The sequence below is a fragment of the Streptomyces sp. NPDC101118 genome, assembly GCF_044759445.1.
Taxonomy (GTDB): domain Bacteria; phylum Actinomycetota; class Actinomycetes; order Streptomycetales; family Streptomycetaceae; genus Streptomyces.
On sequence record NZ_JBIVZG010000031.1, the window covers coordinates 43326 to 65527 of the forward strand.

The 22202-nt window shown below is 73.1% G+C and carries 21 protein-coding genes and 2 tRNA genes; 4 read left to right on the plus strand and 19 right to left on the minus strand.

What is annotated here, in order from left to right; genetic code table 11:
* Nucleotides 1-54 precede the first annotated feature (54 nt).
* From ACIQUQ_RS33050 to ACIQUQ_RS33060, 3 genes are read right to left on the minus strand one after another with little or no spacing between them, the layout of a single operon-like run.
* Entirely contained in the window at nucleotides 55-423 is a 369-nt protein-coding gene (locus ACIQUQ_RS33050) for a helix-turn-helix domain-containing protein (RefSeq protein WP_403983476.1), read from the minus strand.
* Entirely contained in the window at nucleotides 420-782 is a 363-nt protein-coding gene (locus ACIQUQ_RS33055; protein WP_403983478.1) for a DUF6907 domain-containing protein, read from the minus strand. Before ACIQUQ_RS33055 ends, ACIQUQ_RS33050 begins: the two co-directional genes overlap by 4 nt.
* The gene (locus ACIQUQ_RS33060; protein ID WP_403983480.1) at nucleotides 779-1051 is read right to left on the minus strand and encodes a hypothetical protein; all 273 of its coding nucleotides are present in this window, start codon (nucleotides 1049-1051) and stop codon (nucleotides 779-781) included. Before ACIQUQ_RS33060 ends, ACIQUQ_RS33055 begins: the two co-directional genes overlap by 4 nt.
* A 302-nt stretch (nucleotides 1052-1353) precedes the next feature.
* Between ACIQUQ_RS33060 and ACIQUQ_RS33065 the strand changes: the two genes are divergently transcribed.
* Entirely contained in the window at nucleotides 1354-1908 is a 555-nt protein-coding gene (locus ACIQUQ_RS33065) for a hypothetical protein (RefSeq protein WP_403983482.1), read from the plus strand.
* Between the two features lie 57 nt (nucleotides 1909-1965).
* Here the strand turns inward: ACIQUQ_RS33065 and ACIQUQ_RS33070 are convergent, their stop codons facing one another.
* The gene (locus ACIQUQ_RS33070) at nucleotides 1966-3186 is read right to left on the minus strand and encodes a VCBS repeat-containing protein (protein ID WP_403983484.1); all 1221 of its coding nucleotides are present in this window, start codon (nucleotides 3184-3186) and stop codon (nucleotides 1966-1968) included.
* A gap of 267 nt (nucleotides 3187-3453) precedes the next feature.
* Here ACIQUQ_RS33070 and ACIQUQ_RS33075 point away from each other — a divergent pair, with 267 nt between their 5' ends.
* On the plus strand, nucleotides 3454-4623 hold the full coding sequence (locus ACIQUQ_RS33075; RefSeq protein ID WP_403983486.1) for an acyltransferase family protein: 1170 nt from the start codon (nucleotides 3454-3456) through the stop codon (nucleotides 4621-4623).
* A gap of 26 nt (nucleotides 4624-4649) precedes the next feature.
* On the opposite strand, the gene holA is transcribed toward ACIQUQ_RS33075, so the two are convergent.
* On the minus strand, nucleotides 4650-5642 hold the full coding sequence (gene holA / locus ACIQUQ_RS33080) for a DNA polymerase III subunit delta (protein ID WP_403983488.1): 993 nt from the start codon (nucleotides 5640-5642) through the stop codon (nucleotides 4650-4652).
* A 93-nt stretch (nucleotides 5643-5735) separates the two neighbouring features.
* Here holA and ACIQUQ_RS33085 point away from each other — a divergent pair, with 93 nt between their 5' ends.
* On the plus strand, nucleotides 5736-5978 hold the full coding sequence (locus ACIQUQ_RS33085; protein WP_403983490.1) for a hypothetical protein: 243 nt from the start codon (nucleotides 5736-5738) through the stop codon (nucleotides 5976-5978).
* A gap of 40 nt (nucleotides 5979-6018) precedes the next feature.
* Here the strand turns inward: ACIQUQ_RS33085 and ACIQUQ_RS33090 are convergent, their stop codons facing one another.
* The 14 genes from ACIQUQ_RS33090 to ACIQUQ_RS33155 form a co-directional block, all read right to left on the minus strand.
* Complete coding sequence (locus tag ACIQUQ_RS33090; RefSeq protein WP_403983524.1) at nucleotides 6019-6837, minus strand: YceI family protein; 819 nt, start codon at nucleotides 6835-6837, stop codon at nucleotides 6019-6021.
* The gene (locus tag ACIQUQ_RS33095; RefSeq protein WP_403983492.1) at nucleotides 6738-9533 is read right to left on the minus strand and encodes a ComEC/Rec2 family competence protein; all 2796 of its coding nucleotides are present in this window, start codon (nucleotides 9531-9533) and stop codon (nucleotides 6738-6740) included. The genes ACIQUQ_RS33090 and ACIQUQ_RS33095 overlap by 100 nt, the downstream gene beginning before the upstream one ends.
* Nucleotides 9530-10213 carry a helix-hairpin-helix domain-containing protein gene (locus ACIQUQ_RS33100; protein ID WP_403983494.1) on the minus strand — a complete coding sequence of 228 codons (684 nt, stop codon included), beginning with the start codon at nucleotides 10211-10213 and terminating at the stop codon, nucleotides 9530-9532. The genes ACIQUQ_RS33095 and ACIQUQ_RS33100 overlap by 4 nt, the downstream gene beginning before the upstream one ends.
* A 448-nt stretch (nucleotides 10214-10661) precedes the next feature.
* Nucleotides 10662-11507, minus strand: a complete 846-nt coding sequence (locus ACIQUQ_RS33105; protein WP_403983496.1) for a DegV family protein — start codon at nucleotides 11505-11507, stop codon at nucleotides 10662-10664.
* A 192-nt stretch (nucleotides 11508-11699) separates the two neighbouring features.
* A complete protein-coding gene (locus ACIQUQ_RS33110; protein ID WP_403983498.1) occupies nucleotides 11700-12512 on the minus strand; it encodes a hypothetical protein in 813 nt (270 codons plus the stop codon).
* Nucleotides 12513-12728: 216 nt separating this feature from the next.
* Nucleotides 12729-15593 (minus strand): leucine--tRNA ligase, encoded by a 2865-nt coding sequence (leuS, locus tag ACIQUQ_RS33115; RefSeq protein WP_403983500.1) that lies wholly within the window; start codon nucleotides 15591-15593, stop codon nucleotides 12729-12731.
* 271 nt (nucleotides 15594-15864) lie between these two features.
* Nucleotides 15865-15937: transfer RNA gene (locus ACIQUQ_RS33120), tRNA-Ala, on the minus strand.
* Between the two features lie 218 nt (nucleotides 15938-16155).
* Nucleotides 16156-16389, minus strand: a complete 234-nt coding sequence (locus ACIQUQ_RS33125) for a hypothetical protein (protein WP_219665244.1) — start codon at nucleotides 16387-16389, stop codon at nucleotides 16156-16158.
* Nucleotides 16390-16571: 182 nt separating this feature from the next.
* Nucleotides 16572-16644, minus strand: a tRNA-Ala gene (locus ACIQUQ_RS33130).
* A 209-nt stretch (nucleotides 16645-16853) separates the two neighbouring features.
* On the minus strand, nucleotides 16854-17501 hold the full coding sequence (locus ACIQUQ_RS33135; RefSeq protein WP_403983526.1) for a histidine phosphatase family protein: 648 nt from the start codon (nucleotides 17499-17501) through the stop codon (nucleotides 16854-16856).
* Complete coding sequence (rsfS, locus tag ACIQUQ_RS33140; protein WP_399956921.1) at nucleotides 17498-17944, minus strand: ribosome silencing factor; 447 nt, start codon at nucleotides 17942-17944, stop codon at nucleotides 17498-17500. Before rsfS ends, ACIQUQ_RS33135 begins: the two co-directional genes overlap by 4 nt.
* Nucleotides 17945-18098: 154 nt before the next feature.
* A complete protein-coding gene (locus tag ACIQUQ_RS33145) occupies nucleotides 18099-19922 on the minus strand; it encodes a LytR C-terminal domain-containing protein (protein WP_403983502.1) in 1824 nt (607 codons plus the stop codon).
* A gap of 24 nt (nucleotides 19923-19946) precedes the next feature.
* Nucleotides 19947-20564 (minus strand): nicotinate-nucleotide adenylyltransferase, encoded by a 618-nt coding sequence (gene nadD, locus ACIQUQ_RS33150; protein WP_399956927.1) that lies wholly within the window; start codon nucleotides 20562-20564, stop codon nucleotides 19947-19949.
* Between the two features lie 80 nt (nucleotides 20565-20644).
* Nucleotides 20645-20812 (minus strand): hypothetical protein, encoded by a 168-nt coding sequence (locus ACIQUQ_RS33155; RefSeq protein WP_399956930.1) that lies wholly within the window; start codon nucleotides 20810-20812, stop codon nucleotides 20645-20647.
* A gap of 122 nt (nucleotides 20813-20934) precedes the next feature.
* On the opposite strand from ACIQUQ_RS33155, the gene ACIQUQ_RS33160 reads away from it, so the two are divergent.
* The gene (locus ACIQUQ_RS33160; RefSeq protein ID WP_403983504.1) at nucleotides 20935-22038 is read left to right on the plus strand and encodes a M48 family metallopeptidase; all 1104 of its coding nucleotides are present in this window, start codon (nucleotides 20935-20937) and stop codon (nucleotides 22036-22038) included.
* The last annotated feature ends 164 nt before the right edge of the window (nucleotides 22039-22202 follow it).

Below are 22202 nucleotides of genomic sequence, written 5' to 3' on the forward strand. Positions count from 1 at the left end.
GGACTAACCCCGCGAACCCGCCAACCGCCGCAGCGGCGAACAGAACGGTGACCATCAGGCGGTGGCGGACGGGTAGTAGTCCGCGAACCGCGCGGCGTGCGCCAGCAGCTCTTCGCCCGCGGCGCGCAGCTCGGCGCACCAGCGCTGCGCCGTCGCGTCGTCAGCGATCGTGTACGCCGGTTGAGCGGCGGCTACCGCCTGAACTGCGGCGCCAACCTGGCGCACCGCCGCTTCCGACTGCGCCACCCGGGCCGCCCGTCGCTCCGCCGGCGTCTGCGGTGGAGCGTCCGGCCTGGCGAGGTCCCGGCGGACGGTGTCCTTGGACACGCCGAGCTGCGCCGCGATCTGGCGCGTGGATGCGCCACCCTGCGCCAGGCGGCGCACCTTGGCGCACCGGTTGGCGATCTCCGCTGGCGTGGTCACTGGCCACCGCCGGAAAGCAGGACGGACAGCTCATCCGCGAGGGTCCGTAGGCGATGCGCCTGGACCGCGTACGCGGCAGCGAGCTGCCGCAGGCCGTCCGGGGCGAGGGTCCGGGCGAAGTCCTGCTGCTCGACGTACAGCGCCGTGGGGCGGCGCCAGGCCGGCCCGAAGGGGTCGGCGGACAGCATCGCCACCAGCAGAGAGGTCCCACCGAAGGCGAACCGGTGCTCGGGGCCCGTGTGGGAGATGTCGGCCCGGTGCTCGGGAGTGGTGTGCGGCTCGACGCACCAGCGCGGGCACGTGAGGGTGACCGGGCCGTGGTCGAGGGTCGGCACCACGACGGTGCGGGGAGCGGTCATCCCTCACCGCCGGCGGCGAGGCGGAGGAGACGGGCGTACTGGCCGCGGCTGGCTCCGTCGGGGACGTCGGGCGCGTGGTTCAGCAGGTTGGCCTCCGCGACGTCGGCACGGCGGGTCTGGCCGTGTCGGCGGACAGCGAAGGTGAGGGCGAGCGCGTCGAGGACGCTGCGGCGCATCGGCTCGGTCGGCCGCTCGGCGCTCAGGCGGGCCGCGAGGGCGAGGAGAAGGACGCGGGTGTCCGCGTCGGGCAGACGTGTAGCGTCAGCCATGGGTCTGGACTCCTTGGTTAGAAGGGTCCGGCCAAGGCGTCGTCAAGCGGTTGCCCCCGCTCGGCGGCGCCGCTCTGTGCCCGTACACATGCCGTACACATGGGGCGCAGAGAGACCGGTACAACGAGGGAAACAGCGGGATGCCATTTCCCCAGGTCAACCGGCATATGAGGGTGTTTTCAGTGCTCGCCGCGCCGCGTCCAGCGCACGCGGCCTGCGTTCGCCACGCGGGTGCGGCGCACTCATCTCGAACCGAAGGCCCCGGCGCCCGTCCTTCCCCAGGACGGCCCGGGGCCTTCGGCATGCCCGGGCCCGCGGCGCACCCCGACCCCGACCACCAGGGGAGAAGACCGCACGTCATGACGGAGGACGAAGCCCGCCGGGTTCTCGCCGCACTGGGTCGCTGGCGCGCCTTCGGTTCGAGCGTCGGATCCGACCGCCTGATCCAGGCCGGCTTGGACGCGCTGCTCGCCGGAGTCGACTGCCCCTCGATCGGCATGCTGGCCGGGCTCACACGACAGGAAGAGCCGGAGGCTCGCGAGCTGTTCGACCAGGTGCTCGACGAGCTGGGGCTGCGCTACCAGCCTCCACAGGACCCGACCGCCGCGAAGTGGGCACTGGCGTACTGGATCGCCGAGCAGATGACGGACGGCTCCCTCGACCCGGCCGTCGGCGCGTACCGGATCCTGGCCGATGTTGCGTACGACCTCGGCTATCCCGACGAACTGCAGGATCTGGTCTCCTGTGCAGACGACTTCGACGACTGGGATGAACGCTGGAGCACCCCGACGGAAGATCTCAACGCCGAGGCGGTCACAGCGGCGCGGGAACTGCTGCGCAACCGCGACCGCACCTGAGCGCCGGCGGTCGGCCGCAGTCCCCGATGAGGTGCTCACCCGGGCACGGCGCCCAGGTCAGTTCGCGGAGTCCACGACGCCGGTGCCGCCGAAGCGGGGCACGCTGCCCAGGCCCAGGGCGGAGCCCAGGATCTGTGTGCTTCCGGTGGCCCCGGGGCCGGCGGCGGAACCCGGGAGCGACCAGACGGCTCCCTGCCGTCCGTCCTCTCCCACGGCGCCGATCAGGAGTTCCGGACGGCCGTCCTTGGTGATGTCTCCGGCGGCGACTGTGCTGCCGAACCAGTCGTCCGTCTCCGACGAGCCGGCGATGCCTGCGGTGCCCTGCGTGATCACGTACGAGCCCGCGCCGGGGACACCGGTCGCAGTCCCGGGGATGACCGTCACAGATCCCGTCCGGACGGCGGCGCCGATGCTCTCGCCCGGGGCGCCGACGATGATCTCGGCCTTGCCGTCCTGGTCGAGATCGGCCACCGCGACCGCTTCGCCGAAGCGGTCGCCCTTCTCGCCCACTCCCGCCACGCCGGACGAGTCCTGCGCGACGTGGACCGGCTTCGCGGTGGGCAGCACACCGTCCGCCGATCCGTACCAGATGGAAACCCGCCCGCCCACGTGTGCGGCGTCCGCGCCGAGGACGGGTTCGGCGGGGTGGCCGACGACGAGGTCCTTGTAGCCGTCGCCGTTGACGTCCCCGATGGCGGGCATCATGCCCACACCGCGGATCAGCCCGCCCGAGCGCGTGGAGCTGGTGGGGTTGACGGCCATGTCGCCGCCGCCCCAGCCGGAGACCTCGCCCGACACGTAGACGGAGTCGGCCTTCCCGTCCTTGTCGAGATCACCGAGGGCGGTCTGGCGGGCCATGACGTAGTTCGTCATGCTGATCCGCGCAGCGGCTTTCCCCGTACGGTCGAACGGACCCACGAAACGAAGTCCGTTGTTGCCGCCGACCAGGACGGTCGCGTGGCCGCCGAGGCGGGTCGCGGCCACGTCGTGGCCGTAGTACCAGCCCTCGTAGCCGGGGGTGCTGAGGTTGCTGCCGGAGGTCACGCCCTGACGGCTGCCCCACAGTACGGTGACCACCCCGGCGTCACCGTGGCCGCCCCAGTCCTCGGACGGCGTCCCGACCAACAGGTCCGAGAACCCATCGCCGTCGAGATCGGCGGCCGACACGGAGTAGCCGAATTGATCCCAGAACTCGGGATCGCCAGGCACACCCGGCGAGGCCTGGCTGATGACGGCACGGCGGCTGGACGAGATGCCCGTGGCAGACCCGTAGAACACGACGACGGAACCGGCGGCAGAGACCCCTTCGACCCGCGCGTAGGGGGCCGGAACCACCACGTCCCGGTAGCCGTCACATGCGCCCCACGGGCGGGGCGCGAGAGGCCATCGAACAGCACGCCGGTCCGGGGTCCGCGCGCGGGGGTGGCACACCGTGCGGCCGGCCGTACTCGTACCCTCCCTCCCCCGGCGGGCCTGCCCACCTGCGCAAACGGGCTGAATAGGATCACTACCGTCAAGTAATCAAACGGGGGGGATCCCGCACACATGACGACATCGACCGTTCCCGGTCTCAAACCGGCGGCCGGCAGGGCCGGGGCGCCGCCGGGCAGGGCGACGATCATTCCGGCGCGACGGCCGTCCCGGCTCTACGTGCTCGACGGGCTGCGGCTCGTCGCCGCCCTGGCCGTGGTCCTGTACCACCTGGCCGGCTACGACCGCTACGGCGTGGCGGGGGTGTGGGGCGCGAGCACCGAGGACGTCTTCCCGCTGCTGCACCGCGTCGCCCAGTACGGCTGGCTCGGGGTCGAGCTGTTCTTCCTCATCAGCGGCTTCGTGATCTGCATGTCCTGCTGGGGGCGGAACGTGCGGGACTTCGCGGTGTCACGGGTGGTGCGGCTCTTCCCGGCGTTCTGGTTCTGCGTGCTCGCGACCGCCGTGGCGATGCGGCTGTCCGGGGACACCGGGATGACCGCCTCGCGGGTGCTGACCAACCTCACGATGCTCCACGAGCCGCTCAAGGTCCCGCACGTCGACCCGTCGTACTGGTCGCTCTGGGCCGAGATGCGCTTCTACGTGCTCTTCGGCGGGCTGCTGCTCTGGGGGCTCACGTACCGGCGGGTGATGGCCTTCTGCGGGATCTGGATGCTGGGCTCGGTCCTCGCCCCGGTCTCCGGGATCCCGCTGCTCGTGGTGATGTTCCAGCCGCAGTACGCCCCCTTCTTCATCGGCGGCGTCCTGATCTTCCTGATGTACCGCTTCGGCACGTCGCCGCTGCTCTGGCTGATGCTCGGCGGGTCCTGGCTGCTGGCCCAGCACCAGCTGCTCACCCTCGTGCGGGGAGCCGAGGCGTGGAGCCGGGTCCAGGTGTCCTGGACCGCCTCGCTGGTCCTGGTGACGGCCTTCTACGGCGTGCTGCTCGCGGCCGCGCTGGGCCGGCTGAACTTCTTCAACCGGGCGTGGCTGGTGCCCGCCGGCGCGCTCACCTACCCGCTGTACCTGCTGCACGAGCGGCTGGGCTGGTTCGCCATCCAGCGGCTGCACGGCACGGTGCCGCCCCTGGCGCTGCTCGCCGGGCTGATCGCCGTGCTGCTGGCCGCGTCCTGGGCGGTGCACCGCTTCGTCGAACGGCCGCTGGGCCTGCGGCTGCGGCGCTGGCTCGCGACGGGGCTGGAGAAGGCAGGCCCGTCACGGAGGCGGCCGGCCGCCACGCCGTAAGGGCCGGCCGCGGCAGGCCCCCGGGGTCAGGAACGGCCGGGGCGGGCGGCGCGGGCGACCGCCACCACCGCCCTCTCCAGGGCGTACTCCGGGTCGTCGCCGCCGCCCTTCACGCCGGCGTCGGCCTCGGCGATCGCGCGCAGCGCGGTCGCCACGCCGTCCGCCGACCAGCCCCGCATCTGCTGCCGGACCCGGTCGATCTTCCACGGCGGCATGCCCAGGTCCCGGGCCAGGTCGGCCGGGCGGGCGCCGCGCGGGGCGGAGGCGAGCTTGCCGATGGACCGTACGCCCTGGGCCAGCGCGCTGGTGATCAGTACCGGGGCCACGCCCGTGGACAGCGACCAGCGCAGGGCCTCCAGGGCCTCCGCCGCGCGCCCCTCCACGGCCCGGTCGGCCACCGTGAAGCTGGAGGCCTCGGCCCGGCCCGTGTAGTAGCGGCCGACCACGGCCTCGTCGATGGTGCCCTCGACGTCCGCGCACAGCTGGGTGACCGCACTGGCCAGCTCCCGCAGGTCGCTGCCGATGGCGTCGACCAGGGCCTCCGTCGCCCCCGGCGTGGCCGAGCGGCCCAGGCCCCGGAACTCTCCCCGTACGAAGGCCAGCCGGTCCGCCGGCTTCGTCATCTTGGGGCACTGCACCTCGCGGGCGCCGGCCTTGCGGGCGGCGTCCAGCAGGGCCTTGCCCTTGGCGCCTCCCGCGTGCAGCAGCACGAGGATGATCTCCTCCGCCGGCATGCCGAGGTACGCCTTGACGTCCTTCACCGAGTCGGCGGACAGGTCCTGCGCGTTGCGCACGACCACGACCTTGCGCTCGGAGAACAGCGACGGACTGGTCAGCTCGGCCAGGGTGCCCGGCTGGAGCTGGTCCGGGGCGAGGTCCCGCACGTCGGTGTCGGGGTCGGCCGCCCGGGCGGCCGCCACCACCTCCCGCACGGCACGGTCGAGCAGCAGGTCCTCCTGCCCCACCGCGAGGGTGAGCGGGGCGAGGGGATCGTCGGTGGAGTTCTTCCTGGTGGCCATTGCCGTCCAGCATCCCACGCCCCACTGACACCCGGTCCCCGCCCGGCGGGACTCCCCTCCGGACGCCCGGACGGCGTGCCCGAGAATGGTCCGGTGAACGCTCGACATGTACTGGTGCTCCCCGACCGCGACGCGGCGGAGGAGGTGGCCGAGGAAGTCGCCGACCGCTTCGGCATCGGTGAGGAACCCCAGCTGGTCCGCGACGCCCTGGCCGGTGAGGACGACGCCGAGGACGCCCAGTGGCTGGTCGTCGTCGAGGACCCCGGCGCCCGCCTCGACCCGGCGGCCCTTGACGAGCTCGCCGCCGAGTACGAAGGCTGGCTGGAGGCCCCCTGATCCGTGGGCGGGGCCGGCGCCGGCCCCGCCCCGGCCGGGGTCAGTTCTTGCGGACGATCTGGACGTCGAGGTCCACGGCGACGCTGGAGCCGACCGCAGCTATCCCGCGGGCCAGCATCGACTGCCAGGTCAGCGTGAAGTCCTCGCGGTGGAGTTCGGTCGTCGCCCGGCAGGCGGCCCTGGTCTCGCCCTCCATGCCCGTGCCCACGCCGAGGTACTCCGTGTCGAGGGTCACCGAACGGCTCACGCCGTGCAGGGTCAGCGCCCCCGCCACCGCCCAGCGGCTGCCGCCCCGGTGGATGAACCGCTCGCTGTAGAACTCGATGGTCGGGTAGCGCGCCGCGTCGAGGAAGTCCGCCGAGCGAAGGTGGTCGTCCCGCATGCGGACCCCGGTGTCGATGCCCGCCGCGTCGATGATCACATGCATGGAGGAGTTCTCCATGCGGTCGGCGATGCGCACCGCCCCCGCGAACGTGTTGAACCGGCCCCGGATCCGGGCCAGTCCGATGTGCCCCGCCGTGAAGCAGACCGCCGAGTGGCCGGGGTCGAGTTCCCAGTGCCCGGGCTCCGGGAGGAGCGGCGGGTCCACCGGCTCCAGCACGATGTCGCCGGGCCCCGGCTGACCGCCCGCCACCAGCAGCGTCGACCCGTGGTACGGCGCGTAGCCCTCCGCGGTGACGGCGATCCGGTACTCGCCCTCCGGCACGGTGGCGAGGAAGCCGCCGTACGGATCGCTCTCGCCGGTCACGACGCGGCGGCCTATCGGGTCGGTGACCTCGAATACGGCCTGCCGGACCGGCTGTTGGCCCGGGTCGAGCACCCGGACGCTGAGCAGCCCCGCGGACGGCGGGACCTCCAGCGTCGCGAGCTGGGTCGAACTGGAACTTCCGGCCGTCTCAAGCCCCCGTCGGCGACCGAACATGTGTGGAGCACCCCCGTGCTGTATGGATTGACGCCCTTCTGGCGAAGAGGCATTCGATCATGCTGTCGGGTGTGGGGCAAACAGAATGATGCCGCCCGGTATGGCCTCGCCCGCACCCGACGCCCCTTGTAAGGGCGCGGTGACCGGCTGCTGTTCCCCGACCCGCTGTCACGCATCCGTAGCGGACGCCTCCTGACACCCCATCGGTTCCCGGAGACCACGGCCCGGAGCCGCGGCCCCGTCCCGAGCACCGCCACCGCCCCGTCCTCGTCCGTCCGCAGGACGGCCGCCCCGGACCTCCGCAGGGCCGCCATCGTGCCGGGGGCGGGGTGGCCGTAGCGGTTCTCCCCCACCGGGACCAGTGCCAGGCGCGGGCGCAGCCGCTCCAGCAGGGCGGGGTCCTGGTGCGCCGAGCCGTGGTGGGCGACCTTGAGCACGTCCACCGGCCCCAGCTCCGGACGGGCGGTCAGCAGCGCGCTCTGGGCGGCCGGTTCGAGATCGCCCGGGAGCAGCAGGCTGACCCCGCCGGCGCGCACCAGCAGCACCACGCTCGCGTCGTTGGGGCTCCCCGAAGGCGGCTCGCCCTCGGGCGGCCACAGCACCTCCCACCGCACCGCCCCCACGCCCGCACGCTCCCCCGCCCACACCCGGGCCACCGGAACCCCGGCCGCGGCGGCGGTCCGCCGCACGAACGCGGCCTGCTCCCGCGGCTCCTCGTACGCCGTGGTCCGCACGACGCCCACGGCCCGCCCCCGCAGCACCCCGGCCAGGCCGCCCACGTGGTCGGCGTGGAAGTGCGTCAGCAGCACCAGCGGGACCCGGGTGACGGACAGCTCGCGCAGACAGCGGTCCACCGGCCCCGGCTCCGGCCCGGCGTCCACCACCACGGCCGTACCCGGGCCGACCGCGAGGACCCCGGCATCGCCCTGCCCCACCGGGCACTGCACGTACCGCCAGTCCGGTGGCGGCCACCCGGTGAGCACCCGCGTCACCGGCACCGGCCGCAGCACCGCCAGTACGAGGACCAGCGCGACCGGCACCCCGGCCCACCACCGCCACCGCGCCCGGCCCGCCACCAACACCGCCGCCGAGGTCACCAGGGCCAGCAGCAGCCCGCCGCCCACCCCGCCCGGCCAGCCGGCCTCGGCCCCCGGCAGCGCCGCACCCGTCCGGGCCACCCCGGCGATCCACCCGGCGGGCACCCCGGCGCACCAGGCCAGCGCCTCCGCGACCGGCATGGCCACGGGAGCCGCCGCCAGCGCCGCGAAGCCCAGCACGGTCGCCGGCCCCGCCGCGAGCTCGGCCAGCAGGTTGCACGGCACCGCCACCAGGCTCACCCGGGCGGCCAGCATCGCCACCACCGGGGCGCACACGGCCTGGGCCGCCGCAGCCGCCGCCAGCACCTCGGCGAGCCTGCCCGGCACCCCTCGCCGCCGCAGCGCGGCGCTCCACCGCGGAGCCAGCACCAGCAGTGCCCCGGTGGCCAGCACGGACAGCAGGAACCCCGGACTGCGCGCCAGCCACGGGTCCCAGAGGACCAGCAGCAGCACCGCGGCGGCCAGCGCCGGGACCAGCGACCTGCGGCGCCCGGTACCGATCGCGAGCAGTGTCACCGCACCGCAGGCCGCGGCCCGCAGCACGCTCGGGTCGGGCCGGCACACCACGACGAAGGCGAGGGTCAGCCCCGCACCGCAGAGCGCGGTCCCGCGGAGGGACAGTCCCAGCCGGGGCGCCAGCCCGCCCCGCTCGGCCCGCAACGCCCGGCCCGGCGGCCCGATGAGCAGGAACAGCACCACCGTGAGGTTGGAGCCGGACACGGCGAGCAGGTGGACCAGGTCGGTGGCCCGGAACGCCTCGTGCAGGTCCGGCGGCACCCGGGAGGTGTCCCCGACGACCAGTCCGGGCAGCAGCGCCCGCGCGTCCGGCGCCAGTCCGTCGGTGGCCTCGCGCAGCCCGGCCCGCAGCGCACCGGCCGCACGCTGGAGCCGGCTCGGCCCCCCGGTCACCTCGGGAGCGGCCCCCCTCCCCGCCCGCGCCACCGCCACGGCCCGCTCCCCGGCCTCCCGCGCGGGCGCCAGCCGCACCACGGCCCGCACCCGGGTCGAGGGCAGCAACCGCGTCCAGCCCTCGTGCCGGGCCACGACCAGCACCGGCGTGCCGGCCCGGGTCACCTTGCCGTCGGGTCCGGTCACCCGGGTCAGCTCCGCGTCCAGCAGCACGGAGGGCGGCCCGGTCCTGGTCCGCCGGGGATCGGAGGTGACCGTCAGCTCCGCCACCACCCGGACGTGTCCGCGGGCCAGCTCCGGCACCGGACCCGCCCGCGCCTCGGCGGCCCGCAGCCCCGCGACCGCGCCCCCGGCGGCCCCGCACAGCAGCACCCCGGCCACCGCGGTCGCCCCGAGCCGCCACACCGCTCCTCCCCCGGCGCCCCGGGCCAGCAGCACACCGCCCAGCACCAGAGCGGCCGCCACCCCGACCGCCGTCCACCCGCCCGGCATCCCGAGCGCGAGGGCCGCCGCGCCCCAGGCCCCCAGGGCGGGCCCGACCAGCCGGAGGTCCGACGGGCCCTCCCGCTCCGGCTCCCCGGCCCCGCCCCGCAGCTCCGCGTCCGGCAGAACCACCGCGCCGCTCACGGCCGCACCAGGGCCCGCAGGTCGGCGAAGCGGCGCTCCCCGATGCCGTTCACCTGGCGGAGGTCCTCCACCGAGCGGAAGCCGCCCCGCGCGGTACGGAAGTCGACGATGTGCTGGGCCAGCACGGGTCCGACACCCGGCAGGCCGTCGAGCTGCTCCACGGTGGCGGTGTTGAGGCTGACCGGGGCGGCGGGCCCGGCCGCTCCGGTCACCGCGACAGCACCCGGGGCCGGCGGTGGCCCGGTCACCCCGACCAGCACCTGCTCGCCGTCCACCAGCACCCGCGCCCGGTTGAGCCCGGAGGTGTCCGCGCCGGGCCGCACTCCCCCGGCGGCGGCCAGGGCGTCCTCGACCCGTGCCCCGGCGGGCAGTCGCCGCACCCCCGGCACCCGGACCTTCCCCGACACGTCGACCACGACCCGGGAGGGCTCCGGCCGGGGCGCGGACGGGGCGACCGCGGTGATCTCGGGGGCCGCCACGGCATCGGGCCGCCCGGACCACAACTGCGTGGCGGCGAACCCCACGGCCCCGACCAGCACCACGGCGACGGCGGCGAGCGCCCTCGGCTCCAGCCCGCACCGCAACTGCACCCACACCGGCAGTCGCTCCCGCATCCGCTCGTACAACGGCAGCGGCCGCGCCCCGCCCACCACCGACCCGGCCGGCACGGGCTCAACCACCCCCGCCCTCGGCTCCGGCTCCGGCTGCCCCGCCCCGGGCCGTACCGCCCCGGGCCGTACCGGATCGGGCCGTACCGGATCGGGCCGCTCCGGCTCCGGCTGCCCCGGCTCGGGCGGCGGTAAGGCCCCTGGCAACGGACCCGCCTCACCCCCCGGCGCGACCTGCACACCGAACAGCGCCTCGGCGCGGCGCCGGGCGGCCTCGGCATCCAAGGCGGCAGCGGCCCGGCGCCGCCGGGAGCGGCTGTCGGAGCCCCGGGCGCGCCCGGGGCCGCTGGTGGAACGGGAGACGGTGGTGGCTACGGACGTTCGAAGAGTCATGCCACAAGACGTTAGCCAGAAAAGAAAGTTGCGGGCCGGACACCCGCACTTCCGTGGATATCCCCGCACTTGTGGACAACTCCGCCACCCACAAGAGTGAGACGCCGGCAGCCGACACCGCGCCCCCTCAGCGGGGCGCGATCACCGCCGCGAGCAGCCCCGGGCCGGTGTGCGCCCCGATGACCGCCCCGACCTCGCTGACGTGCAGCTCGCCGAGGGCGGGAACGCGTTCGCGCAGGTGCGCGGCGAGCTTCTCGGCCCGCTCCGGTGCGGCGAGGTGGTGCACCGCGATGTCCACGCTGCCGCTGCCGGCGCGCTCCACGGCCAGCTCTTCCAGGCGGGCGATGGCCTTGGACGCGGTGCGGACCTTCTCCAGCATCTCGATGCGGCCGCCGTCGAGCTGCAGCAGCGGCTTGACCGCGAGCGCGGAGCCGAGCAGGGCCTGCGCGGCGCCGATGCGGCCGCCGCGGCGGAGGTAGTCGAGGGTGTCGACGTAGAAGAAGGCCGACATACCCGCGGCACGCTTCTCGGCGGCGGCCACGGCGTCGTCGACGGACCCGCCCGCCTCGGCTGCCTCGGCGGCCGCCAGGGCGCAGAAGCCGAGCGCCATCGCGACCATGCCGGTGTCGACGACCCGGACGGGCACGGGCGCGGTCTTGGCGGCGAGCACGGCGGCGTCGTACGTGCCGGAGAACTCGGAGGAGAGGTGGAGCGAGACGATGGCCGTGGCCCCGGCGTCGGCGGCCTCCTGGTAGGTCCGGACGAACTCCTCAGGGCTCGGCCGGGAGGTCGTCACCGGACGGCGCTTCTGGAGGGCCAGGGCGAGGGAGCGGGCGGAGATCTCCGTGCCCTCCTCCAGGGCCTGGTCGCCGAGGACCACCGTCAGGGGCACGGCGGTGATGTGGTGGCGCCGCATCGCCGGTGGGGGCAGGTAGGCCGTGGAATCCGTGACGATCGCGACATGGCGGGACATGAGCGGGAGGTTACCGGGCCGCGTGCCCTCCCGGCAGCCGGGGCCCGTACGGGACCGCACCGTGGCGACCCTCGCGGCCGCCGTCGCACTCGCCGACGGCACCCGCATGCCCCAGCCGACGGCACCCGCACCCCCTAAGGGGTGGTCTGCCAGGCCCCCCTGTCCACTCCGCCGCCCCCACAGCGCTCTGGCTCAGGCCGTGGTCTCCGGCCGGGCCTGCTTCTGCCAGGGGTACGGCGTCGCCGCAGGCGGAGCGTCCAGCGGCTTCGGAGCCGCAGCCGGTGCCGCAGCCGAAGCCCCCTCCGACCCACCACCCGCACCGACACCAGCACCCGAACCAGCACCAGCACCAGCACCCGCACCCGAACCGGCCGCACCCGCGCCCGTCCCCGCCGCACCCGGATACCCCACACCCCCGGCACCGGCCGGATCGTCGCCCCACGGCGACGCGGACGGCGCCCGCGACCAGTCGCGGAGGGCGTCGGATTCCATGGCGATCTCGCCGGTCAGGCTCGTCAGGTCGTCGTCGGCGAACCGGCGCGCACGGTCACGGGCGGCCCAGCGCAGGGAGTCGGCGGACTGGGTGATCTTCCGCGTGCGCTCCCGCAGGTCCGGCAGCCGCTCGGCGATCTTCGCCTTGTCCGGCTCCTGCTCCAGCCGCCGCAGCTCGCCGTCCAGCTCGTACCCGTGGGCACTGAGCCGCTCGAAGAGCGCGATCGACTCCGACAGCGAGCCGTCCTGCCTGACCCCCTCGTGCAGCGCCGTCTGAGTGGCCCGCATCGACGTGCGCAGGTCCAGCCGCAGCTGGGCCAGGGCGCCCACGACACCGCCGCCGCCCAGGCTCTTGGCCCGGAGGGTGGTGTCCTCGACGGTGCGGCGGGCCTGCGTCAGCGTACGGTCCACGCCCCGCTTGGCCGCACCGACCGCCTTGACCGTGGCGTACGCCCCCAGGCCCACGAAGGCGAGGAACACCAACAGAACGAAGATGATCAACGCGGCCTCCATCAGAGAGTCCCTTCCCCTGCCGTGCTGCCGGTACCGGGCGCGGCACCGCCGGCACCGCCGGTACTGCCGTCAACTCCACGGTAAACGGAACGGGCAGGCCGAGGGTTCCAATCGAACCCCCAACCTGCCCGTACGGGATCACCCTGAGACGGTCGGCGTCACCCCGGAGACCTCCCCGGGAAGGCCACCGGCACCACGCACACGGCGCCGTCCGCCTCAGACGACGATGTTCACCAGCTTCGGCGCACGCACGATCACCTTGCGGATCTCCGCGCCGCCCAGGGCCGCCACGACCGCGTCGTCGGCCAGCGCCAGCTTCTCCAGGTCGTCGTCGGAGATCGACGGCGACACCTCCAGGCGCGCCTTGACCTTGCCCTTGATCTGCACGACGCAGGTCACGGTCTCGTCCACGACGTACGCCGGGTCGGCCACCGGGAAGTCCTGGTGGACGACCGACTCCGCGTGGCCCAGCCGGTGCCACAGCTCCTCGGCGATGTGCGGGGCCAGCGGCGCGATCAGCAGGACCAGCCGCTCGGCGACCGACCGCTCCAGCGGCCGGCCCGCCTTCGTCAGGAAGTTGTTCAGCTCGGTGATCTTGGCGATGGCGGTGTTGAAGCGCAGCCCGGCCATGTCGCCGCCGGCCCCGTCGATCGCCTTGTGCAGGGCGCGCAGCGTGGCCTCGTCCGGCTCGCCGTCGACGACCGTGACGGCGCCCGTCTCCTCGTCGACGATGTTGCGCCACAGGCGCTGCAGCAGGCGGTACTGGCCGACGACGGCGCGGGTGTCCCACGGCCGGGAGACGTCCAGCGGGCCCATCGCCATCTCGTACAGGCGCAGCGTGTCGGCGCCGTACTCGGTGCAGATCTCGTCCGGGGTGACGGCGTTCTTCAGGGACTTGCCCATCTTGCCGTGCTCGCGCTTGACCGGGCGGCCCTCGTGGAAGTACCCGCCGTCGCGCTCCTCGACCTCGGCGGCCGGCACGTACACGCCGCGCGCGTCCGTGTAGGCGTACGCCTGGATCATGCCCTGGTTGAAGAGCTTGTGGAACGGCTCGGCCGAGGACACGTGCCCCAGGTCGAACAGCACCTTGGACCAGAAGCGGGCGTACAGCAGGTGCAGCACCGCGTGCTCGGCACCGCCGACGTACAGGTCGACGCCGCCGTGCGGCGCGCCCTCGCGCGGGCCCATCCAGTACTGCTCGATCTCCGGGTCCACCAGGGCCGAGGAGTTGTTCGGGTCCAGGTAGCGCAGCTCGTACCAGCAGGAGCCGGCCCAGTTCGGCATGGTGTTGGTCTCGCGCCGGTAGGACTTCGGGCCGTCGCCCAGGTCCAGCTCGACGTGGACCCACTCCTCGGCGCGCGACAGCGGCGTCTCCGGCTTGGAGGCGGCGTCGTCGGGCTCGAAGGTGCGCGGCGAGTAGTCGTCGACCTCCGGCAGCTCCAGCGGCAGCATCGACTCGGGCAGGGCGTGCGCGACGCCGTCCTCGTCGTAGACGATCGGGAAGGGCTCGCCCCAGTAGCGCTGGCGGCTGAACAGCCAGTCGCGCAGGCGGAAGTTGACGGTGCCCTCGCCGATGCCGCGCTCGGTCAGCCACTCGGTGATGACGGCCTTGGCCTCCACCACGCCCAGGCCGTCCAGGGAGATCCCGGCGCCGGCGGAGTTGACCAGCTTCGCGTCGTACGAGACGAAGGCGTCGTCCCAGGTGGCGGGGTCGGTGCCGCGGTCGTCCGAGGGCTGCACGACGCAGCGCATCGGCAGGTCGAACGCGCGGGCGAACTCGAAGTCGCGGGAGTCGTGGGCGGGGACGGCCATGATCGCGCCCGTGCCGTAGCCCATCAGGACGTAGTCGGCGATGAAGACCGGGACCTGCTCGCCGCTGACCGGGTTGACGGCGAACTCGCCGGTGAAGACGCCGGTCTTCTCCTTGGCGTCGGCCTGCCGCTCGACGTCGGACTTGGCGGCGGAGAAGGCGCGGTAGGCGGCGACGGCCTCGGCCGGGGTGGCGTGCCCGCCGGTCCACTTCTCCTTGGTGCCCTCGGGCCAGGCGGCCGGGACGAACGCCTCGACCAGCGGGTGCTCGGGCGCCAGCACCATGTACGTGGCGCCGAACAGGGTGTCGGGGCGGGTGGTGAAGACCGTCACGGCCTGGTCGCCCAGCGCGAAGTCGACACGGGCGCCCTCGGAACGGCCGATCCAGTTGCGCTGCTGCAGCTTGATGGCCTCGGGCCAGTCCAGCTCGTCCAGGTCGTCCAGCAGCCGGTCCGCGTAGGCGGTGATGCGCATGTTCCACTGGCTCAGGCGGGCCTTGAAGACCGGGAAGTTGCCGCGCTCGGACCGGCCGTCGGCGGTGACCTCCTCGTTGGCCAGTACGGTGCCCAGCCCGGGGCACCAGTTGACGGGCGCGTCGGAGGAGTAGGCCAGGCGGTACCCGCCCAGGACGTCGGAGCGCTCGGCGGCGGTCAGCTCGGACCAGGCCCGGCCCCCGGGAACCTCACGCGTGCCGGCCTCGAACTCGGCGACCAGCTCGTCGATCGGGCGGGCCTTCCCCGCGTCCGCGTCGTACCAGGAGTTGTAGATCTGCAGGAAGATCCACTGCGTCCACTTGTAGTAGTCCGGGTCGATCGTGGCGAAGGAGCGGCGCTTGTCGTGGCCCAGGCCCAGCCGGCGCAGCTGCTTCTTCATGTTCTCGATGTTCGCCTCGGTGGACACGCGAGGGTGCGTGCCGGTCTGCACCGCGTACTGCTCGGCGGGCAGGCCGAAGGCGTCGAAGCCCAGCGTGTGCAGGACGTTGTGCCCGGTCATGCGCTGGTGGCGGGCGAACACGTCGGTGGCGATGTAGCCCAGGGGGTGGCCGACGTGCAGGCCGGCGCCCGAGGGGTACGGGAACATGTCCATGATGAACTTCTTGGGCCGCGCGACGACCGCCGGGTCCCCCGCGAGGTCGCCGGTGGGGTTCGGGGCCTCGTAGGTCCCCTGGGCGTCCCAGGCGTCCTGCCAGCGTGCCTCGATGTCGGCAGCCAGGGCGGCCGTGTAACGGTGCGCCTCGGCCGCCTCGGGGGCCGGGGAATTCGTCTCGCTCATGATCCTTGAAGCTCCATCGATCGTCTCTGCCGTGGGTTCCGCGCCACCAAACGAAAAAACCCCTCGCACAGGAGGGGACGCCGCGCCGAGGCCGACCTGGCCGCCGTCCATCCGGGACGGCCCCACCGGTCGGGGCTGTTCAGCGCGGCTCGGTAAGCAGAAGGCGTACGGCACGCATGGCATCAGGGTACCGCAGCCGTTACGACGGCCGCACGGTTGACCACAGAACGAGAAGCGGGCCACCCGATCCGGGTGGCCCGCTTCTTCACTGTGGAGCTAAGGAGAATTGAACTCCTGACCTCTTGCATGCCATGCAAGCGCTCTACCAACTGAGCTATAGCCCCTTGCCCTGCTTCGCCGCCTTGGCTCCCGGCCGGTTTCCCTTGCCGTTCCCCTTGGCGACGTCCCAAACATTACACGGTCCTGGCCCCAGTCCAAAAATCGCTCTCCAGCAGGGCCGCGAGATGCCCCTTTTGGGGGTGGATGTTCCGCGATGGGGGCCGTCGGGATGCGGTCATCGACGCCGGACTGCCCGCCACGCGTCCCCCGTTCGCCGCGCCGGTCACGCTCTGGCGAACGAGTAGAAGCGCTTGAGGGTGCAGTGCTCGTCGAGCAGGCGGCCGTAGATCGGCTCCCCCTCCAGCTCGCGATAGGTCTCGATCGGGTCGCCTTTTATGATCAGCGCCCGTGCGCATTCCTCGCACCAGTACTGGTAGTCGGGATTGACCGGGTCCATGTCCCGGACGATCGGCGTTCCGTTGTCGCACCAGTCGCACCGCCGCCGGTGTGCACCCATCCGTCAGCGACTCCCTCCCGTTCGGGCCGTCGTCTCCCCCTCCGGCCGTCCGATTCTGCCATGCCGTCACACGGCTGGTCAGCCCCGAATGTCCGGTCGGTCCGGAGGCCCGGTCCCCGTCGCGGGGTTCCGGGGTACAAAAGCAAGGATCCCGCCCCCTGTTGGGGACGGGATCCTGATTGTGGAGCTAAGGAGAATTGAACTCCTGACCTCTTGCATGCCATGCAAGCGCTCTACCAACTGAGCTATAGCCCCTTGCCGTGTCCCGCCGCTTCCTCGCTCCGTTTCCGGTGCTCTCCGCTGCGGACAAGAAGAACTCTAGCCTGCGATCTCCCAGAAACGAAATCCGGGCCCGAACGGCCCCCACGAGGCCCCCACCAGGCCTTCCGCGGCGCCGGCCGGTGGCCGGCCGGTGGCCGCCGGGAGCTCCTCGCGAGGCGCCCCCGGGGGCCGTGGCCGTCGGGTCAGTCGTCGTCGCCGAGCACGGGCTCGGGCAGCGTGCCCGCGTTGTGCTCCAGCAGGCGCCAGCCGCGCGCGCCCTCGCCCAGGACCGACCAGCAGCAGTTGGAGAGCCCGCCGAGGCTCTCCCAGTAGTACGACTCCCAGCCGAGCAGCCGGCCGATGGTCGTGCGGATCGTCCCGCCGTGGCTGACCACGACCAGCGTGCCGCTCTCGCCCAGCTGGGCGGCGTGCCGGAGCACCACCGGGGCCGCGCGGTCGGCGACCTCGGTCTCCAGTTCGCCGCCGCCGCGCCGGACGGGCTCGCCGCGCTTCCACGCCGCGTACTGCTCGCCGTACTTCGCGAGGATCTCGTCGTGCGTCAGGCCCTGCCACTCACCGGCGTACGTCTCCCGCAGGTCCGCGTCGTGGGACACGGTCAGGCCGGTGACCGCGGCGAGCTCGGCGGCCGTGGCCGCCGCCCGCTTGAGGTCGGAGGCCACGATGGCGTCCGGCTTCAGCGAGGCGAGCAGCCGGGCGGCCCGGCGGGCCTGGGCCACGCCGGTCTCGGTCAGCTCGATGTCCGTGGAGCCCTGAAAGCGGCGCTCCAGGTTCCACGAGGTCTGGCCGTGCCGCCACAGGACGATCTTGCGGCCGGTCTTGGGAGTGCTCAGAACAGATCACCGTCCAGGTCGTCGTCGCCCTGCGCCTCGCGCAGCTTGGCGTGCTCCTCGGCCTTGCCCTTGGTCTGCTTGGCGTCCTCGGGCAGTTCGATCTCGGGGCAGTCCTTCCACAGGCGCTCCAGCGCGTAGAAGACCCGCTCCTCGCTGTGCTGCACGTGCACGACGATGTCGACGTAGTCGAGCAGGATCCAGCGCGCGTCGCGGTCGCCCTCACGGCGGACCGGCTTGGCGCCGAGCTCCTTCAGGAGCTTCTCCTCGATCTCGTCGACGATGGACTTGACCTGGCGGTCGCTCGGCGCGGAGGCGAGCAGGAAGGCATCGGTGATCGACAGCACGTCGCTGACGTCGTAGGCGATGATGTCGTGCGCGAGCTTGTCCGCAGCCGCCTGGGCGGCGACGTTGATGAGCTCGATGGAGCGGTCCGTGGCGGTCACTGGCCATGCTTTCGGGTCGGGTGGCAAATCACTTCAAGGGTCTCATGTACCGCCGACACCGCTCGCGAACAACCGCCCGGCCGGTCGTCCCGGCTGCTCAGGACGTGCCCGGACCCCCCTCGGGGCCCGGGCGCCGCCTGCCTCCTGCGCCTGCTCAGGGCTTCTTGAAGTCCGTTCCCAGCAGGACCACGACGTCCGCGTTGACCGCCGCCGGGGCCTTCTTCACGGCCGTCTCCTTGAGCCCGAGGGTCTTGGCGACCTCCAGGGCCTTGGCCTTCTGGGCGTCGTCGGCGTACGTGACCTGGGTGGTCTCCCGCGTGGCGTCGGCCTTGCCGCCGTCGACGAAGGTGTAGCCGCCGTTGACCAGGGCCGCGCGGGCGTCCGTGGCGGTCTTGGCGTTCCCGGAGGCGTCCTTCAGGCCCACCCGCGGGGCGGCGTTGGCCGCCGGGGCCTTGAACGCGCCGCCGAGCAGCTCCTTGACCACGGAGTTCACCGCGGCGTCGGTCAGGCTGCCGTCGTCCTTCACCGGCACGACCTTCGTCGTGTAGTCCCCGACCTTCGCGTGCTCGCCGATCTTGGCGAGCGAGGAGCCCAGGTCCTTCTCGGTGAGGGACGGGTCCATGATCTGGGCGAGGGTCTCGACGGCGACCGTCGCGGACTGCTCGTCGCCGGGGATCTTCCGCAGGGTGCCGTAGAGCACCGTGCCGAACCGCTCCAGCTGCCGGGTCTCCGGCTCGCCGGGCGCCCGGTACGTGGCGTAGGCGACCGCCATGGCGCCGCTGAGGCTCTGCTTCTGGCCCTTGCCGACGGCCGGGGTCTTGGCCTTGGCGTCGGCCGGCACGGCGGTGTCGGTGTCGACCTCGATGCCGCCGAGGTTGTCGACCAGCAGCTCCAGGTACGGGGTGTCCAGCCGCCAGGTGCCTTCGATGCGGGTGCCGAGGAGGGTGTCCAGGGACTCGCGGGTGCCGCCGAGGCCGTCCTCGTCCACGGACTTGCCGAGGGTGGTGCCGGTGCCGTCGTCGGAGGTGACGGCGGTGGCGTTGGGCAGCAGGACGGTGGCGCCGCGCTTGGTGGTGACGTTGTCCACGAGGAGGGCGGTGGAGGTGCCGCCCTTGAGGTCGTGCAGGTGCACGACGATCATGTCGCGCTTCTGGGGGCCGGCGACCGCGGCCCCGTTGGTGCCGGGCGCGTCGCCGAGGAACGGGAGCTTGCCGGCGTACCAGAGGTAGCCGAGGCCGCCGGCGACGAAGAGGGCCAGGGCGACGATGAGGACGACCACGCGGTTGCGGCCGCGGCGTTTGGCCTCCTCGCGGCGCTCGGTGCGGCTCTCGGTGAACTTGAGCCAGTCGATGACGTCCTCGGAGTCCTCGTCGGGCTCCTCCAGGAAGGCGAACTGCTCGGTGCGGTAGTCGGGGGCCTCCCGGCGCTGCCCGGGCACCTGGGGCGCCTCCGGAAAACCCTCCGGGGGCTCGGGGGCCGCCTCGGGCGCTGGTGCCTGCTGCGGGATCCACTGGGCGGTGGTGTCGACCGCCGGGAACTGCCCGGTGCCGACCGCCGGGAACTGCCCGGTGGCCGCGGCCTCCTCCGCCGCCGGGGCCCGGCCGGTCTGCCCGCCCTGGCCGTAGGCCGGGTACTGGCCCGTGTCGTACGCGGGGTACTGGCCGGTGGAGGCCGGGTCGGCCACCGGGTACTGGCCGGTGCCCGTGTCGTACGCGTACCCCTGCGCGGGATACTGGCCGGTCTGGCCGCCGTACGCGTCGTAGCCCTGGGCAGGCTGCTGCGGGGGCGCCGTGGGGCGGCCGTACGCGTCGTAGCCGTACCCGTACGCCTCGTACTGCTGCCCGGGCGCGGGGGACACCGGTCCGTACACCGGCTGCCCATAGGCGTCGTAGCCGATGAGCTGCTGTTCCGGTGCTGAGTCCTCGGAGTGTCCGTCGTACCTGTCGTACCGGCCGTACGGGTCCTGGCGGTCGTTCACCGGTGCCCCTCTCTCTCCGGAACCTCAGGCGCCCCGGTACAGCTCACGCTTGTCGATGTAGCGCACCACGCCGTCCGGCACCAGGTACCAGACGGGGTCGCCGGCGGCCACCCGCTGACGGCAGTCCGTGGAGGAGATCGCGAGGGCGGGCACTTCCACCAGCGAGACCTTCCCCTCGGGCAGACCGTCGTCGGTCAGTATGTGGCCGGGGCGCGTGACGCCGATGAAATGGGCCAGCGAGAAGAGCTCCTCGGCGTCGCGCCAGGTGAGGATCTGCGCGAGCGCGTCGGCGCCGGTGATGAAGAACAGGTCCGCGTCCGTGTTGAGGGCGCGCAGGTCCCGCAGGGTGTCGATGGTGTACGTCGGACCGCCGCGGTCGATGTCGATGCGGCTGACCGAGAACTGCGGGTTCGAGGCCGTGGCGATGACCGTCATCAGGTAGCGGTCCTCGGCGGGCGAGACCGCCCGCTGCGACTTCTGCCACGGCTCGCCGGTCGGCACGAAGACCACCTCGTCGAGGTGGAACAGCGCGGCCACCTCACTGGCGGCCACGAGGTGTCCGTGGTGGACCGGATCGAACGTCCCGCCCATCACTCCGAGCCGGCGCTTGACCGGACCGGTAGGCATTTCCTGCTCTCCCATGCGTGCAGAGCCTACTGGCCCGGTGGAGCGGCCCGACCCGGTGGTGTCGGCCCCGGGGGGCGCGACCCGGTGTCCGCGGCTCAGCGGTCGCGGTTCAGGCGGGTGGTGACCCACAGCATCAGCAGCAGGATGAAGAGGGCGCCGCCGCCGGTCAGGTACGGGTTGAGGCTGTCGTGGTTGCCGCCGTGCTGCTCGCCGCCCTCGGAGGCGAGGACGACCAGGTCGTGGGCGGTGCTCAGGAGGCTCATCAGGCAGGTACCTATCGTGTGGGCTGAGACGTCGCCCACATCGTAAGCGGGCGCCCCGGGCACGCTCACGCCGACTCATGCGTTGAGGGGGCAGTGGCAGGTCCGACCGAGGGGGAAGAGCGATGAGCGACACCGGGTTCGAGAAGCTTCCGGCGCGTGACCGGAGGCGTTTCCCGGGCATCTCGTCACGGGCGTACGAGCATCCGGCCGACCGTTCCGCGCTGGTGGCGCTGCGGAAGCTGAGCGGGTTCGACACCGTCTTCAAGGCGCTGAGCGGGCTGCTGCCGGAGCGGAGCCTGCGGCTGCTGTTCCTGTCCGACACGGTGCGGGTGGGCGAGACGCAGTTCCCGCACCTGCACCGGATGCTGCTGGACGCCTGTTACATCCTGGACCTGGAGAAGGTCCCCCAGATGTACGTGCAGCAGGACCCGAACCCGAACGCCATGTGCATCGGCCTGGACGAGCCGATCATCGTCGTGTCCACCTCCCTGGTGGAGCTGCTCGACGAGGAGGAGATGCGGGCGGTCGTCGGGCACGAGGTGGGCCACGCCCTGTCGGGGCACGCGGTGTACCGCACGATCCTGCTGTTCCTGACGAACCTGGCGATGCGGGTGGCGTGGATCCCGCTGGGCAACATCACCGTGATGGCGCTGGTGACCGGGCTCCGCGAGTGGTTCCGCAAGTCGGAGCTGTCGGCCGACCGGGCCGGGCTGCTGGTAGGGCAGGACCTCCAGGCCTCGATGCGGGGCCTGATGAAGCTGGCGGGCGGCCACCACCTGCACGAGATGAACGTGGACGCCTTCCTGGCGCAGGCCGAGGAGTACGAGGCGGGCGGCGACCTGCGCGACTCGGTGCTGAAGATCCTCAACATGCTGCCGCGCACGCACCCCTTCACGACCGTGCGGGCCGCCGAGCTGAAGAAGTGGGCGGAGAGCCGCGACCACCAGCGGATCATGGACGGGCACTACCCGAAGCGCGAGGACGACAAGGACACCTCGGTGTCGGACTCGTTCCGCCAGTCGGCCTCGCACTACGCGGAGTCGGTGCGGACCAGCAAGGACCCGCTGATGAAGCTGGTCGGCGACCTCGCCGGCGGCGTGGGCGACGTGGGCGGCAGGCTCCGGGACAAGTTCGCGGGCCGGCCGTCCGAGGGCCGGGACGGCGCCCCCGAGGGCACCGGCGGCACTCCGGACGGTGAGCGGGGCGGGAAGGGGACGGAGTCCTAGGCGTCGGCGGGACGGGGACGGGGTCCTGGGCGTCGGCTGGACGGGGATGGAGTCCTGGGCGTCGGCGGGACGGGGATGGAGTCCTGGGCGTCGGCGGGACGGGGATGGAGTCCTGGGCGTCGGCGGGACGGGGATGGAGTCCTGGGCGTCGGCGGGACGGGGAG

Excerpts from the sequence above, each read along its gene's own strand:
- ACIQUQ_RS33055 (WP_403983478.1), bottom strand. The coding sequence starts at position 782 with ATGACCGCTCCCCGCACCGTCGTGGTGCCGACCCTCGACCACGGCCCG.
- ACIQUQ_RS33060 (WP_403983480.1), bottom strand. The coding sequence starts at position 1,051 with ATGGCTGACGCTACACGTCTGCCCGACGCGGACACCCGCGTCCTTCTC.
- ACIQUQ_RS33065 (WP_403983482.1), top strand. The coding sequence starts at position 1,354 with ATGCCCGGGCCCGCGGCGCACCCCGACCCCGACCACCAGGGGAGAAGA.
- ACIQUQ_RS33075 (WP_403983486.1), top strand. The coding sequence starts at position 3,454 with ATGACGACATCGACCGTTCCCGGTCTCAAACCGGCGGCCGGCAGGGCC.
- holA (WP_403983488.1), bottom strand. The coding sequence starts at position 5,642 with ATGGCCACCAGGAAGAACTCCACCGACGATCCCCTCGCCCCGCTCACC.
- ACIQUQ_RS33105 (WP_403983496.1), bottom strand. The coding sequence starts at position 11,507 with ATGTCCCGCCATGTCGCGATCGTCACGGATTCCACGGCCTACCTGCCC.
- ACIQUQ_RS33110 (WP_403983498.1), bottom strand. The coding sequence starts at position 12,512 with ATGGAGGCCGCGTTGATCATCTTCGTTCTGTTGGTGTTCCTCGCCTTC.
- leuS (WP_403983500.1), bottom strand. The coding sequence starts at position 15,593 with ATGAGCGAGACGAATTCCCCGGCCCCCGAGGCGGCCGAGGCGCACCGT.
- ACIQUQ_RS33125 (WP_219665244.1), bottom strand. The coding sequence starts at position 16,389 with ATGGGTGCACACCGGCGGCGGTGCGACTGGTGCGACAACGGAACGCCG.
- nadD (WP_399956927.1), bottom strand. The coding sequence starts at position 20,564 with ATGGGAGAGCAGGAAATGCCTACCGGTCCGGTCAAGCGCCGGCTCGGA.
- ACIQUQ_RS33155 (WP_399956930.1), bottom strand. The coding sequence starts at position 20,812 with ATGAGCCTCCTGAGCACCGCCCACGACCTGGTCGTCCTCGCCTCCGAG.
- ACIQUQ_RS33160 (WP_403983504.1), top strand. The coding sequence starts at position 20,935 with ATGAGCGACACCGGGTTCGAGAAGCTTCCGGCGCGTGACCGGAGGCGT.